General features: G+C 72.5%; 11 protein-coding genes. 6 read left to right on the top strand and 5 right to left on the bottom strand.

Going from position 1 to position 13466, the window contains the following annotated elements; translation table 11 throughout:
* Positions 1–5 precede the first annotated feature (5 nt).
* The 3 genes from FB465_RS04380 to FB465_RS04370 form a co-directional block, all read right to left on the bottom strand.
* Positions 6–365 carry a UBP-type zinc finger domain-containing protein gene (locus FB465_RS04380; protein ID WP_145787754.1) on the bottom strand — a complete coding sequence of 120 codons (360 nt, stop codon included), beginning with the start codon at positions 363–365 and terminating at the stop codon, positions 6–8.
* A gap of 34 nt (positions 366–399) precedes the next feature.
* Positions 400–1245, bottom strand: coding sequence for an alpha/beta hydrolase (locus FB465_RS04375; RefSeq protein ID WP_145787752.1), 846 nt, complete (start codon positions 1243–1245; stop codon positions 400–402).
* A gap of 315 nt (positions 1246–1560) precedes the next feature.
* Positions 1561–2562, bottom strand: a complete 1002-nt coding sequence (locus FB465_RS04370; protein WP_145787751.1) for a CapA family protein — start codon at positions 2560–2562, stop codon at positions 1561–1563.
* A 228-nt stretch (positions 2563–2790) separates the two neighbouring features.
* Here FB465_RS04370 and FB465_RS04365 point away from each other — a divergent pair, with 228 nt between their 5' ends.
* Positions 2791–3894, top strand: a complete 1104-nt coding sequence (locus FB465_RS04365) for a GntR family transcriptional regulator (RefSeq protein ID WP_145787749.1) — start codon at positions 2791–2793, stop codon at positions 3892–3894.
* Between the two features lie 456 nt (positions 3895–4350).
* The gene (locus tag FB465_RS04360; RefSeq protein WP_145787747.1) at positions 4351–6501 is read left to right on the top strand and encodes a SpoIIE family protein phosphatase; all 2151 of its coding nucleotides are present in this window, start codon (positions 4351–4353) and stop codon (positions 6499–6501) included.
* Between the two features lie 29 nt (positions 6502–6530).
* Here FB465_RS04360 and FB465_RS04355 read toward each other — a convergent pair whose 3' ends face one another.
* Positions 6531–6725, bottom strand: coding sequence for a hypothetical protein (locus tag FB465_RS04355; protein WP_145787745.1), 195 nt, complete (start codon positions 6723–6725; stop codon positions 6531–6533).
* Between the two features lie 143 nt (positions 6726–6868).
* Between FB465_RS04355 and FB465_RS04350 the strand changes: the two genes are divergently transcribed.
* The 3 genes from FB465_RS04350 (at position 6869) to FB465_RS04340 (ending at position 11085) form a co-directional block, all read left to right on the top strand.
* The gene (locus FB465_RS04350) at positions 6869–8377 is read left to right on the top strand and encodes an aminotransferase class I/II-fold pyridoxal phosphate-dependent enzyme (RefSeq protein ID WP_145787744.1); all 1509 of its coding nucleotides are present in this window, start codon (positions 6869–6871) and stop codon (positions 8375–8377) included.
* 262 nt (positions 8378–8639) lie between these two features.
* A complete protein-coding gene (locus tag FB465_RS04345; protein WP_145787742.1) occupies positions 8640–9974 on the top strand; it encodes an efflux RND transporter periplasmic adaptor subunit in 1335 nt (444 codons plus the stop codon).
* A gap of 304 nt (positions 9975–10278) precedes the next feature.
* Positions 10279–11085: a DUF4389 domain-containing protein gene (locus tag FB465_RS04340; RefSeq protein ID WP_145787740.1), complete on the top strand. Its 807-nt coding sequence runs from the start codon at positions 10279–10281 to the stop codon at positions 11083–11085.
* Here the strand turns inward: FB465_RS04340 and FB465_RS04335 are convergent.
* Positions 11075–12064, bottom strand: a complete 990-nt coding sequence (locus FB465_RS04335; RefSeq protein ID WP_211785719.1) for a helix-turn-helix domain-containing protein — start codon at positions 12062–12064, stop codon at positions 11075–11077. The two genes, FB465_RS04340 and FB465_RS04335, sit on opposite strands and share 11 nt — an antisense overlap.
* A gap of 56 nt (positions 12065–12120) precedes the next feature.
* Here FB465_RS04335 and FB465_RS04330 point away from each other — a divergent pair, with 56 nt between their 5' ends.
* On the top strand, positions 12121–13377 hold the full coding sequence (locus tag FB465_RS04330) for an MFS transporter (RefSeq protein WP_145787738.1): 1257 nt from the start codon (positions 12121–12123) through the stop codon (positions 13375–13377).
* Positions 13378–13466 lie beyond the last annotated feature (89 nt).

The raw sequence follows: 13466 nt of genomic DNA, 5'->3' as shown, positions 1-13466 counted from the left end.
GCAGTTCAGTGCAGGTGAAGCTGCCAGTCCGCAGGGACCTTGCCCCGCGGACCGGGCGTCGGCTGCGAGAGCGGGTGCGCGGTGGGCGGAGCCAGGTCGGGACCCTCGTAGTACTGGCCTGTCTCGATGTTCCAGAACCAGGCCTCGCCGGGCTCGAAGCTGGCCACGAAGGGGTGTCCGGCCGCTCGGGCATGCCTGGTGCCGTGCTGCGAGGGCGAGGAGTCACAGCACCCGATGTGCCCGCACGCGGCGCAGCGCCGCAGGTGCAGCCACCACCCCGGGCCGTCGCCGGCCTGGCACTCCACGCATCCGTCCCCGCTCGGCTTCGCGGCGGGATCGATCCCCGGGATCTGGTCGTGGGCCATGTGACTCGTCTCCTCGGGCTGGGCGAAGCTCCGGCTATGCGAAGCGCTGGATGAAGGCGAGGGCCTTGTCGGCCACCTCGCGCCAGCCGTGATCGATGGTGAGCGCGTGTCCGCGGTCGGGGATCTCGACGATCTCGGTCACGTCCACATTGCGCTTCTGCTTCTTGTAACTGGCGTTGGCGATGGCCCACGGCACGGTGTGGTCCTTCTCGCCGGAGATGATCAGCAGCGGCCCGCGCTCCGGGTTCTTGCTGTTGACCTTCGCCTCGGTCCAGGGGTTGAGGTTGGCGGCCGCCGCCTGGAAGAGGGGCGCGCCGGAGGCCGGTACGGCGAAGGTGTCGTAGAGCTCCCTGGCCTCCGCCTCGTCCACGGCGTTGGCGAAGGCGAAGCGGAACTGCTCGTAGGTGAGCGGGACGGCGCGGTTGCGGTTCGCCGGATTGCCGAGGACGGGGCGGGAGGACTTCAGCGCCGAGATCGGCAGCGGCAGGACGCCGCGGAAGGGCGCGGGGTCGATCGCGACCGACGCCGCCGAGAGGCTGCGACCGGCGATGATCTGGGCGAGCAGGCCACCGAAGGAGTGCCCGACCACGGCCGGTCTCTTCGCCAGCTTGCCGATCACCTCCGCGTAGTGGTCGGCGACCTGGCCGACGGTCTTGTGGGCGAAGACCTCGGGGTGGGCGTTCGCCTCCGCGACCGTCTCGGGGTCGTCCGGCCAGCCCGGTGTGAGCGCCGTGTAGCCGGCCTGCTCGAACACCGCGGCCCAGCGGTCCCAGCTGCTCGGCAGCAGCCAGAGGCCGTGGATGAACACCACCGGCGTACGGCCCGTCGCGTTGGCCCGGTCGATCTGCTCCGAAGTACTGGCAGACGTGTAGTCGGACATGAGACCGATCGTAGGTCGCGCACCGCCTCGCGGCATCCGGCGCGGAAGGCTCGCGAGGTCTCGGCGAAGGATCCGCGAAGGTCGGCGCGCTCCACCGCACGCGCACGCCGCACGCCCGCCAGGAGCCGTGAAAGCAGTCGCCCGGCGGACGGTGACGGCCTCGGCACCCCGAGTCCCCGGCCTTCGACCTGCGTCACCCCGACATCGCGGAGCTGGACCGGCTGCAGAACGGGCGCGAGCCGCTCCCGGTCCCCGGTGCGGCGGGCCGGGGTGAGCCGTAGCGGCTCCCGGAACTGCACCACCACTGAAGCGAGTTCAGTCCCACTCCGCCACCAGCCGGTCCCCCTCCACCGAGACGGCGGTGCCGAACTCCGCGCAGGCGGTGGCGAAGCGGTCGTTGATCCACTGCCGGCGCCGGCCATGGGCCGCCTCCGTGCGGCAGTAGTCCAGGAACAGCGGCAGGGCCTCCAGGCGGACCGGCCTGAGGGGGGCGGGGGCGAGGCCCCGGAAGGTCACCAGGAAGAGCAGCCCGAGGTCGTTGCGGAGCACCCCGTCGACGGCGTAGTCGTCGATGAAGTCGCCCATGTCGAAGATGACCCGGTCGGCCACCCCGTGGAAGACGTGCGCCGAGTGGCCGGCGATCAGCGTCGCCCCGGCTTCGAGGAGCACGGGGGCCGCAGCCCGGACGTAGGGAGGCGGCCGACTGGTCATGTTCGGGCCCCAGTGGGGGGTGACCAGGACGATGTCGGCCTCCGCGGCGGCCCGCCGTACCAGCTCGGTGAGCCAGCCCGGGACGCCGTCGCGAAGCTCGGCGTAGGCCACGCCCGGGCGGTCCGGGCCGGCGGCGAAGTCGTCGGGATGGTCGGTGGCGCCGACGACCGCGACGCGCGTACCGGCGGTAGCCAGCACGGCGAACTCGCGGGCCGTGGGCAGATCGGGGCCCGCGCCCACGGTGCGGATGCCCGCTTCCGCCAGATGCACGAGGGTGTCGGCGAGCGCGTCGAAGCCGTAGTCGAGGGCGTGGTTGTTGGCGAGCGTCACGCAGTGCACACCCAACTGTGCGAGCAGCTCGGCCGCAGCGGGCGGGGCGCGGAAGAAGAACGGCTTGCCCGGTTGCGGCCAGAGGGTCCCGCGAGCGGAGACGCAGCACTCGAGGTTGAGGACGAACAGGTCGGCCGCAGCCGCGAACTCGTGGATCTCCTCCGAGAAGAGGGCTCGTGGGCCGGCCGCCGTGGCCACTGCTTCGGCGACGCCCCGGCCGAGCATGGTGTCCCCGGCCAGGGCCACCCTGACGGTCGTCGGCTCCGGCGCGGACATGGCGGCCTCCAGCTCGCCCCCTTCCAAGCTCCGCCCGATCCACGCGGATGGCAAGCCCTCTCCGGAGGGGTCACGGGCTGAGCCACCGTCCGGGGTGGGCAGGCGCGTTGTGCGGCATGCACACCATTGTTTCACCCACGTACGCCCCAGTGGTCCAGACCAATGCCATAAGCTGACCGGGCACGTTCACGAGGTAGCGCAAGGTAGCGACCAGTGGGGGTCCTCAGCATGCCTGAACAGCAGGAAACGAGCCGTGCAGCGACATATCGGGCGATCGCCCGCGACTTGGGGGACGAGATCAGGGCCGGGCGCATCCCGCCCGGCCGCAACCTGCCCTCCGAGCGCGAACTCGCCGGCAGGTACCGCGTCAACCGCCAGACCGTACGGGCCGCTCTCCAGTACCTGCGTGCCCAGGGCCAGGTCGCGAGCGACCGGCTGGGGACGTACGTCCTGGCCCGTCACGCCGGCCGGCCGGTGCAGGCCTCGCTCAGCCGCAGGCGCGAGGCGTCCTTCCCCGGATCCTTCCTCCGCCCGGGTCTCTCGGCCGTCGCGGTCGGATGGCTGGGCGAGGGTGTCCTGGACCCGTGCACGGCGGAGGCCTTCGAAGTCCCGCGAGGAACAGTGGTGCTGACGTACGGCCAGCAACTGCGGGACGCGGACGGCCACATCCTGCAGTCCTCGCTGTCCTGCTTCGCGCCGGCACTGCTGGACCGGGTGCCGCAGCTGGCCGCGGCCGTCGAGGCCGTCGGGGCCGGGGGAGGGGCGGACCCGGCGGAACTCGGCGACCTGTTCGTCTGGGGGGCGATGGCGGGTCTGCGGCTCTACCGGACCGACAGGGTCCAGGTGTTGCTCGAGGTCGGCGAGCCCGAGGCGTCCGCAGTGCCGGGGTTCAGGTTGGTGGTCCGCCGGACGGTCGCCGACCAGTGCGGGCAGGCGCTGATCGTCACCTGCTTCCAGATCGGTGCCGAGTACGCGGAGTTGACGTACCGTGACGGCGATGCCGGACTCCCGGGCGGGCCCTCCTCACCCGAGACCGAGACCGACACCGGCGCCGGTGCTGACATCGACCCCGTCGCCGACGCGGCGCGACCGAGCGCGGCGGAGCGTGCCGCGCTGGAGAGCTGGGCCCTGCCCAGCGCGCCGAACCGGGGCCTGGCGCTGCGGGCCAGGATCGTTCTGGGCTGCGAGACGGCCACGGCGGAGGAAGTGGCCCGCCGGCTCGGCCAGTCCCGGGCGGTGGTCGCGGCCTGGCGCGACCGCTTCCGGGCCGGGGGAGTGCAGGCCCTCGAGCTGTCACCCCGGCGCGGCCGGTCGGCGAGGGCGAGGCGCTGACCCGGTACGCCGACCCTGGTCCTTTCGGCCAGGCCCGCTCCGACCGGACGGCTGGTTCCGCGGGCTCGGCTGCTCCCCAGCTTGGGTGGTGTAGCGCCGGCCTCGTCAGTGGGGCACCCCCGCGGTGCGACATCCCGCCACCGGGTCCATTCCCCTGGCCCCGGTGGCGGGCCCCCGATCCACTTCGCGCCCGTCCCACCGGCTGCGGTTCCGCGCCCGTCCTGCTGCATGCGGTCAAGGGCCAGTACGAGTCGTGGGGGTATCTCGCCGGCAAGGGCGGCAAGTGGACGTGGTTCCACCTCGCGCCCGAGGAGGACGCCGCCTGACCGGGCCCCGGTGTCCGGTGCGGGTGCATCGGTGCAGTCGCATCGGTGCGTGCGGGAAACGCCAAAAGTAGACTGATCGGGATGTTGCGGGATGAACCGTAGCGGGCCGCCTACTTATGGGAGCGCTTCCATGGCGAACCACGCGGCGCCCGGCGGCTACGACCCCCAGGGCAGCAGTACCGCATCCGTAGGGGCGACGCCGCTCACCGCCGTGCACGGCAACGGCGAGCCGACGGCGGCCAACGACAGGCTCGCGCTCAACGGCATGGGCAGCTTCGACTGGAACCTCGACACGGACGCCTTCCAGCTCGACGAGATCGGCCTTGAGGTCTTCGACCTCCACTCGGACGAGTTCGACGGCCGGCCCACCACACTGGCCGCCCGAATCCTGCAAGACGACAGGGCCCGACTGGACACCACCGTGTCGCTGGCCCTGCAGGCCGGGGACCTGACCGTCGCAGCCTACTTCCGGGTGACCTGCCGCGACGGCAGCCTGCGCTGGGCCCACACCCAGGGCCGCATCCTGCGCGACGAGCAGACCAACCCGTACCGCATCGTCGGCATCATCCGGAACGCCGACGAGGAGCTCGCCCACGCCGAGGGCATGCGCGCGCTGACCGCCGACCGCCGCCGCCAGACGGACTCCGTACGGGCGACCACCGAGGCCCTGGCCCGTGCGCTCACCGTCCAGGACGTGATCAGCGTGCTGACCGACACCGAGGGCCTTCGGCGGTTCGGTGCCGACGGGCTCGCGCTCGGCCTGGTCGAGGGGAGCACGATTCGGCTGGTCGCGGCGACCGAGACGCCCTCGCCCGAGCTGAAGGCGCTGGACGATCTCTCGTTCTCCAAGGTCGACGATCAGTTGCCGCTCGCCGAGGCCATACGTTCGCGGCGGCCCCGGTTCATCGGCGACCGGGAGACCCTCTGCGCCCGCTACCCGCGGCTCAGGCCCTACGCGGACGAGATGGGGATCAACGCGGGAGCCTTCCTGCCGCTGGCCGCCCAGGCCCGGACCCTGGGTGCGCTCGGCCTGTACTACCGCGACACGCGGCGGTTCAGCACCGAGGACCGCAACATCTGCATCGCGCTCAGCAGCGCGGTGGCCCAGTCCCTCCAGCGCGCCGTCCTCTTCGACCAGGAGCGCGAGTTCGCCACCACGCTGCAGAACACGATGCTGCCCCGGCGGATCCCGGAGATCAGCGGCGGGGAGGTGGCGGTCCGCTACCGGGCCAGCCGCACCGGCCGGGAGGTGGGCGGGGACTGGTACGACGTCGTCCCGCTGCCGCGCAGCCGGGTCGGTCTGGTCGTCGGCGACGTCGAGGGCCATGACAGCCATGCCGCGGCCATCATGGGCCAGCTGCGGATCGCGCTGCGGGCGTACGCGGCCGAGGGCCACACCCCCTCGACCGCGCTGGCCCGCGCCTCGCGCTTCCTGGCCGAACTGGACACCGAGCGGTCCGCGACCTGTATCTACGTCGAGGCGGACCTGGAGACCGGCACGCTGCGACTGGTGCGGGCGGGCCACCTGGAGCCGCTCGTCCGGCACGGCAGCGGCCGGATCAGCTGGCCGTCGGTCCGCGGCGGGCTGCCGCTCGGGGTCGCCACGATGCTGGGCCAGGACGACTACCCGGAGAGCCGCCTGGACCTGAACCCCGACGACACCCTGCTGCTCTGCACCGACGGCCTCGTCGAGCGGCCGGGGCAGGACATCTCCGACGGGCTGCAGGCCCTCGCCGGTGCGATGCGGTCGGGCCCGGCGGACACCGAGAAGCTCGCCGAGCACCTGTGCCGCGAGGTGCTCGGACAGCCGGGGGCCGAGGACGACGCGGCCTTCCTGCTGCTGCGCCGGGCGGCGGCACCCGGCGAGCAGGTGCCGCTCCGGATGATTCAGCACATCCATCAGGCCGACCCGGAGGGTCTGGTGGAGGCCCGCACGACGCTCCGTCAGGCTCTGGCAGCCTGGGGGGCGTCACCGCTCAGCGCCGACATCGAACTCGCCGCGGACGAGTTGATCACCAACGCTCTGCTGCACACCGACGGCGGAGCGATGCTGACCGTCGAACTGCTCACCAACGGCCGGCAGAGGGTCCGGTTGGAGATCCAGGACTGCTCAAGTGAGTGGCCCCGCCGCCGCGTTCCCGGTGAGACCGCGACATCAGGGCGCGGGCTTCTGCTGGTGGACGCCCTGGCCGGACGGTGGGGCGTCGATCCGCTCGGCACCGGCAAGAGCGTCTGGTGCGAGTTCCCGCTGGCCGAGGCGGCGGCGAGGCCGGGTCCTTGACGAAGGCTCCGAGCCGGAGCGAGCAGGGCTCAGAGGCCTCGCGGCGGTGAGGGGCGAGGCACGGGCAGGCGGCGGCGTCCGGACGTCGCGTGCGACGCGATCCGCTCCCACTGCGGGTCCGGCCGACCGGGCAGGGTGCGGCCGTCGGCCTGCCACTGCCGGATCAGCTCGGCGAAGATCGGCGTCTCTGGCCACTGGGTGTCGGCTTTGGAAGAGCTCTCCACGTCTGATGAAACGATTCGTCATCGCAGAGGGACACGGGGTAACGGCAAGGCCTCCTGGAGGAGAGCTATAGAAATCTTCTGGACATCCCCAGAGAACTGAAGCATTCCTTTCAGGTCATCGCGGTGTCAGCCTCGACCATGTGATGACCCGAACCACCCGCGAGCCCCGCCGCCCCACCCAGCTCCACGCGCCGTACGCCGAGGCTGTGAGTGCCCATGCCGAGACCGACTGGCTACGGCTCAACGTCCCCGGCCATGCGGCCGACGCCGGCCGCTTCGACAGGCTCGCGCAGGTCGTGGGCGAGGCGTCGCTCCGGCTCGACGTGCCGCCGCTGCTGGACGGCATCGACCTCGGTGCGGACAGCCCGATGGACCAGGCGCTGGAGCTCGCCGCCGAGGCCTGGGGCGCTCGCCGCACCTGGTTCCTCACCAACGGCGCCTCCCAGGGCAACCGGATCGCCACCCTGGTCGCACAGGCGCTCGGCGACACCCTGGTGGTGCAGCGGAGCGTCCACTCCAGCGTCATCGACGGCCTGGTGTTGTCCGGACTGCGGTCCGCCTTCGTCCACCCGTCGCTCGACCCGGACCTGGGCATCGCCCACGGGGTCACCGCGCGCGACCTCGCCGCGGCCATCGCCGCGAACCCGGATGCCGCCGCGGCCTATGTGGTGACCCCCAGCTACTTCGGTGCGGTCGCTGACGTGCGGGCGCTCGCGGAGGTCGCCCACAGCGCGGGCATCCCGCTGATCGTCGACGAGGCCTGGGGCTCGCACTTCGGCTTCCATCCGGAGCTGCCCGCCAACGCGCTGGCGCTGGGCGCCGATCTGGTGGTCTCCAGTACCCACAAGCTGGGCGGCAGTCTGACCCAGTCGGCCATGCTGCACCTCGGCCACGGCCGCTTCGCGGACGCCCTCGAGCCACTCGTCCAGCGGGTCTTCAACCTCACCCAGTCGACCAGCGCGAGCGCACTGCTGCTCGCCTCCCTCGACCTCGCCCGGCAGCAGCTGGCGAACGGCCGGGACGGGATAACCGCCTCGGTGGAGACGGCGGACAAGATCCGGGACGCCGTCCGCGCGGCCGGGCGGTTCACGGTGGTGAGCGACGGCTTCGACCGCTTCGCGGACATCGTGGCGGCCGACCCGCTGCGGGTGCCGATCGACACCCGGGCGGGCGGCATCTCCGGGCACGAGGCGCGCTGGCGCCTGATGAACGATCACCGGATCCTGGTCGAGGTCGCCACCGACTCGGCGATCGTCGCGGTGCTGGGCGCGGGCGCCGCCCCCGACGCGGACCGCTTCCTCGGCGCCCTGCACGAGCTGCCCGCACCGCTCGACCAGGAGTCCGCGCCCGCCCGGCTGCGGCTGCCGAAGCCCGGCCCCGTACGGCTGACGACACGTCAGGCCTTTCTGGCCCCCAGCCGCGCGGTGCCCGCCCACGAGGCGGTCGGGCGGGTCTCGGCCGACACCCTGGCCGCCTACCCGCCGGGCATCCCGAACGTCCTGCCGGGCGAGGTCATCACCGCTGAACTCGTCGAGTTCTTCCAGCTCACCGCGGCCACCCAGGGCGGCCACGTCCGCGGTGCGGCCGACCCGGCGGTGTCGACCCTGCGCGTCGTCGACGACGGGTTCCACACCGCCGGGCGGCAGGGCTGATCGCTGCGGGGCAGCGATCGCTGAACAGTGCCCACGCCCGACTTCGGTACCTCGTCGAACGCCCTGGAGGGGCAGTGCTGAGAAGGCTCTGACGGAGTGTCGCTCCCGCTTCGTCGCCCGCGATGGTCGCGTCCGGTGAACTGTGCGGGGTTTCGGGAGTGTCGTCGCCCTCGGTCCGGCCCCGTCCCGCACGATCGGTCAGGACGAGACGCCGCCCTCAGCTCAGGTCCGGGCGGCCCGAGGACAGACGGCGGGGAGGGACGTGCGACTGACACGGCGACAGGTCATCGTGGCAGCCGGCATCGCCGTCTGTGCCGGCGTCGGCGCGGTGACCTGGGCCCTGCAGTCCGAGCCCGAGCCTGCGACGACCAGGGTCGCCTGGGCGGACGTACGGCTGACCGCCGCCCTGCCCGGGCGGGCGGAGGCCGCGGTGCACTACCGCCTGTACTTCGGCGCCACCCTGGTCTCCCCGCCCGGGGCTGAGCAGCCGTCCGACGATGCCTGCGCTCTGGTGACCTACGACCCGAACCAGGCCAGGCCGGGGCCCGTGGTCTCCGTCACGGCTGAGGTGGGCGCGGCCGTCACCGCAGGCCAGGAGTTGGCCAAGGCCGACACGACGGCCGCGGTGGCCGAGTTGGCGTCCGCCCAGCAGGACCTGGAGCAGGCGCAGCGGCGACTCGACCAGGACCAGGCCCTTGCCCTGCAAGCGGCGAGCGGACCGAGCCCGGAGGCCCGGCAGGACACGCAGGTGGCGGCCGGCTCGGCGGTGGGCGCCGACCAGGACCGGGTGACGCAGATCAACCTGCGGGTGACCCAGGCCCGGAAGACACTCGCCGACGCGCGGATCACCGCCCCGGCCGACGGGGTGATCCAGGCGGTCGACACCGCCCTCGGGAGCTCGCCCGCGTGCCGGACGCCGGCGTTCCAGCTGCGTTCCACGGCGCTGCAGGTGGTCGCCGACGTGCCGGGTTCTCTGCTGAGCCGGCTGGCGGTGGGGCAGCACGTGGTGGTCGCGCTTCCCCAGCTGGACCGCTCGGCGAGCACGAGCGTCACCAGTACGCCGGTGAAGGCCGTGGTCTCCCCGCAGGCCGTCCCCTCGCCGTACGCCGCCCCCGGAGCCCAGCCGGCCGCGAGCAAGCCGGTCTATCCGCTCGCCGTCACGCTCGACAAGCCCCCGGCGGGCATGGTCCCCGGCATGCCGGCCGAGCTGACCATCGTGCTGGCCGAGCGCCGTCATGTGCTCGCGGTCCCGAACTCGGCCGTCCACCACAAGGCCGACGGCGACTACGTGACCCTGGTGTCCAGCGTGGTGAAGCGGTGTCACGACTGCAGCGTGCGGGTCAGCACCGGTCTGGTCGGTGACAGCCTGACCGAGATCACCGACGGAGTTCTCCTCGGCGACACCATCGCCGTACCCGGCTCCGCAGCGAGCACGCCCACGCCGACGTACCCGTCGTCGTCCGCGTCGCCGCCTCCCTCAGCGTCGCCGGCCCCCACCGAGGCGCCCGCCACCCCGCTGCCGAGCCCGTCGCTGCCCCCGCTGCCGAGCGCCGTCCCCGAGACCACCTCCCGTGGCGCGGACCCTCAGAGCCCGTAGACCTCGACCGCCGTGCCGCCGAGGACGGCGGCCTGAACAGGGCTACGCGCACGGCTCCTCCGCTTCGGGGGGTGTCTTCTCGGGCAGCAGGCCTTCGGCGCGAAGATCACGTGGCCACCGTCGAGCGCTGGATCGAGGCCGATCCGACCGCGGCGGAGGACGGTGACGCGGCCGGCCACGCCGAGGACGCCGGCGTGACCACGACCGCCACCCCCTGAACGGGCCACCGGGCGCGCCGAACCGCCGCCGGGCTGCCAGCGTGGGCGACAACGCTAGGTGACGCCTGCACTGAAGGGACCGGTCGATGGCAGCGGGTGGATGGAGCATCAGCGCGGAGGCCCAGCCGCTCGAGTGGCTGCCGCCCCTGGACATTCCGGAACCCGGGCGGCAGCGCCGCCTGACGATCTTCCTGCGGTGGCTGCTGCTGATCCCTCAGTTCCTGGTGCTGTTCGTGCTGTCGATCGGGGCCTTCGTGGCGGCCGTCATCGGCTGGTTCGCCGCGCTGTTCACGGCCCGGCTCCCCGAGTCCATCGCCCGCTTCCTGGCCGAGTACGTCGGCTATCACACACGGGTGACGGCGAGCTCGATGCTGCTGATCGACCGGTACCCGCCGTTCAGCCTCGATGCGCCCGCCGACTACCCCGTCCAGCTGGAGTTGCGTCCGGGCACCCTCAACCGCCTGGCGGTGTTCTTCCGCCTCATCCTGATGATCCCGGCGGCGATCATCGAGAGCCTGGCGACCGGCGGCTGGTACGCGGTCTCCTTCCTGATCTGGCTGGTGGTCCTGGTGATGGGCCGGATGCCGCAGCCGCTCTTCGAGGCGTCGGCCGCCACCCTCCGCTACACGATGCGGCTCAACGCGTACGTGTTGATGCTGACCTCGGCCTATCCGAAGGGGCTGTTCGGCGACGGCGAGGAGTACCTCAAGGAGGAGCGGCGTTCCGCCACCCGGCCGCTGGTCCTCAGCGGGGCGGGCACCGCGCTGATGGTGCTGTTCCTCCTGGCCGGGCTGGCCAGCCACCTGGTGTCGTCCCTCAGCTCCGATCGCGACAACGGCTGGAGCTGGCGCTCCGGGGCGTGGTCCGTCTCCCAGCAGGTGCTCAGCCGTTGACCAAGGCGTCGCCCAGCGGGCTCCGCCGGTAGAGCACACTGCGGCCGTGCCGGGTACGGTCCAGCAGCCCGGCGGCGGCCAGAGCGCTCAGATGCCGGCTGACCGCCCCCGGGGTGACGCCGAGGCGGTGGGCCAGCGCGGTGGTGCTGGCGGGCGTCTCGAGCAGCGCCAGCAGCCGGGCCCTGGGCGGGCCGATCAGCTCGGCCAGCGCGGCGGCCGGGGCGGGCGCGGCCGTCTCTCCCATGGTCGCCTTGCCCCGTGCCGGATAGGTGATCAGCGGCGGGTTGTCGGGGGCGATGTCGGTCTGCGCACCCAGGGCGAACAGGGTGGGCATCAGCACCAGCCCGCGCCCGGCCACCTCGATGGCGGCCGACAGCGCCTCGACCGCCGGATTGGTGTCGGTGACCCGCAGCGAGCCGTCCAGCCAGGAGATCCGCGCATCCAGGTCGGCGAACAGCCCCTCCGCCCCGCGCTCGGAGAACACCCGGCCCCGGTGGGCGATGTCCGCCTCCAGGACCGAGCGGGCGCGTGGCCACCAGGCTGGCAGCAGACAGCGGGTCCAGTAGGTCTCCAGGACGTCGACGATGCGCGTCAACAGAGCTGATGGATCGTCAAGTCCGTGCACGAGAACCGGCGGGAGCGGGCTGCCGTCGTTGCCGTACGCCTCGAGGACGTCCTGGTGGACCAGCTCCGGCGGGGTGGCCGAGAGCACCTCCAGTTCCGCCCTGAAGTCCGGGCGAGGTGTGCGCGGCCGAGGGATGAGGCAGTCGGGCACCCAGCGCCTCGGCGTGACCAGGGACTCCAGCAGCTCGGTGTCGAGGGTCTCGTACGCCGGCTGCCAGCGGGCGATCCACCCCTGCTGCTCCGGGTAGTAGGCGCCCGCCGAGCGGGCGCGCATGCTGAGCACCGTCTCCTGCAGGGCGGAGTACCCGAACCAGGTCGCCGCGAGGTCGCCGATGCCGAAGCGGAATTCGATCATTGACCCCAAAGGTAAAAGGATTCCGCGAAGTTGGGAACCCCCGGTGTGCTGCTTCCATGACCTCCACCGCGGTGCGCCCGCTTCCCGGCCGACTCCTGCCCGCTGACGCGCTGCTGCGCCGGCTCACCCTGATGAGTCTGATGACCACCATCGGCAACGGCCTGTTCGTCACCGTCAGCGTGCTCTTCTTCACCCGCTCCATCGGCCTCACGCCGAGCCGGGTCGCCCTGGGTCTCACCTGTGCCGGGGTCTGCGGCGTCCTCGCCGGGGTGCCGATGGGGCGGCTCGCCGACCGGGTGGGCAGCAAGCGGCTGCTGCTCGTGGTCGGCCCGCTGGAGGGGCTCGCCGTGCTGGGCTACGCGCTGGTGCACTCCTTCCTCGCCTTCGTGCTGCTGGCCTGCGCGGCGACGGTGCTGGAGCGCGGCGCGGTGGCGGTGCGCAGTGCGCTGATCGCCCGGGTGCTGCCGGCCGAGACGCAGGTCCGCTCGCGGGCCTATCTGCGATCGGTGATGAACGCCGGGGTGATGCTCGGTGCCGGTGGCGCGGCGCTCGCCCTGCAGGCCGACAGCCGTGTCGCCTACCTCGCGGTGCTCGCCCTGGACGCGCTGAGCTACCTGGGCGCGACAGCGCTGCTGTCCGGTCTCCGGGTGCCGGCCGTGGTCCTCGGCGAGGCCATGGAGGGCGCGGCGAAGCGCCGCAGCGCCCTGCGCAACCGCCCGTACCTGCTGGTCACTTCGCTGCACGCGGTGCTGGAGCTGCAGCTCGCGGTGCTCAACATCGGCATCCCGCTCTGGATCGCACTGTCCACCGGTGCGCCGCGGTGGGTGATCTCGGCGGTGCTGGTCCTCAACTGCCTGACGGTGGTGCTGTTCCAGGTCCGCGCGACCCGGGGCGTGGGCGACGTCCGTACGGCGGCGCGGGCCTGCACCCGGGGAGCGCTGTTGCTGGCAGGCGCCTGTCTGGTCTACGGCACCGCGCAGCATCGGTCCGCCGTTCTGGCCGGCGTGCTGATGATCGGCGGCGTGCTGCTGCACAACTTCGGTGAGCTGCTGACCTCGGCGGGTGGTTGGACGCTCAGTCTGGATCTGGCCGACCCGCGGTCGCACGGCGAGTACCAGGGCGTGTTCATGAGCGGTCAGGCAGCAGCCCATGTGATCGGCCCGCTGGTGGTGACCAGTACCGCCGTCGCCCACGGCTACGCCGGATGGGCGGTGCTGGCCGGGCTGTTCGCGGTGGCCGGCCTGGTGCTGCCGGCTGCCTCACGCCTGGCGCAGCGGCAAGATCCTGGGTCGAGTCGGCATTCGACGAGGTAGAGCGCTTCGCCCGTGGGCAGGCTTTCCTCGACCCGGTTCACCCGGACGCGCTCGTCCACTCGGCCTGAGGCCCTGCACCGATCGGAGAC

The sequence above is a fragment of the Kitasatospora atroaurantiaca genome (assembly GCF_007828955.1).
GTDB classification, from domain to species: domain Bacteria; phylum Actinomycetota; class Actinomycetes; order Streptomycetales; family Streptomycetaceae; genus Kitasatospora; species Kitasatospora atroaurantiaca.
Note: the sequence above shows the minus strand (reverse complement) of the source record. Positions and strands in the feature narration are given on the sequence as shown.

What these genes read in the sequence shown, in the direction of transcription:
- FB465_RS04380 (WP_145787754.1), bottom strand. Translation starts at nt 365, where the DNA reads ATGGCCCACGACCAGATCCCGGGGATCGATCCCGCCGCGAAGCCGAGC.
- FB465_RS04375 (WP_145787752.1), bottom strand. Translation starts at nt 1,245, where the DNA reads ATGTCCGACTACACGTCTGCCAGTACTTCGGAGCAGATCGACCGGGCC.
- FB465_RS04370 (WP_145787751.1), bottom strand. Translation starts at nt 2,562, where the DNA reads ATGTCCGCGCCGGAGCCGACGACCGTCAGGGTGGCCCTGGCCGGGGAC.
- FB465_RS04365 (WP_145787749.1), top strand. Translation starts at nt 2,791, where the DNA reads ATGCCTGAACAGCAGGAAACGAGCCGTGCAGCGACATATCGGGCGATC.
- FB465_RS04360 (WP_145787747.1), top strand. Translation starts at nt 4,351, where the DNA reads ATGGCGAACCACGCGGCGCCCGGCGGCTACGACCCCCAGGGCAGCAGT.
- FB465_RS04350 (WP_145787744.1), top strand. Translation starts at nt 6,869, where the DNA reads ATGACCCGAACCACCCGCGAGCCCCGCCGCCCCACCCAGCTCCACGCG.
- FB465_RS04340 (WP_145787740.1), top strand. Translation starts at nt 10,279, where the DNA reads ATGGCAGCGGGTGGATGGAGCATCAGCGCGGAGGCCCAGCCGCTCGAG.
- FB465_RS04335 (WP_211785719.1), bottom strand. Translation starts at nt 12,064, where the DNA reads ATGATCGAATTCCGCTTCGGCATCGGCGACCTCGCGGCGACCTGGTTC.
- FB465_RS04330 (WP_145787738.1), top strand. Translation starts at nt 12,121, where the DNA reads ATGACCTCCACCGCGGTGCGCCCGCTTCCCGGCCGACTCCTGCCCGCT.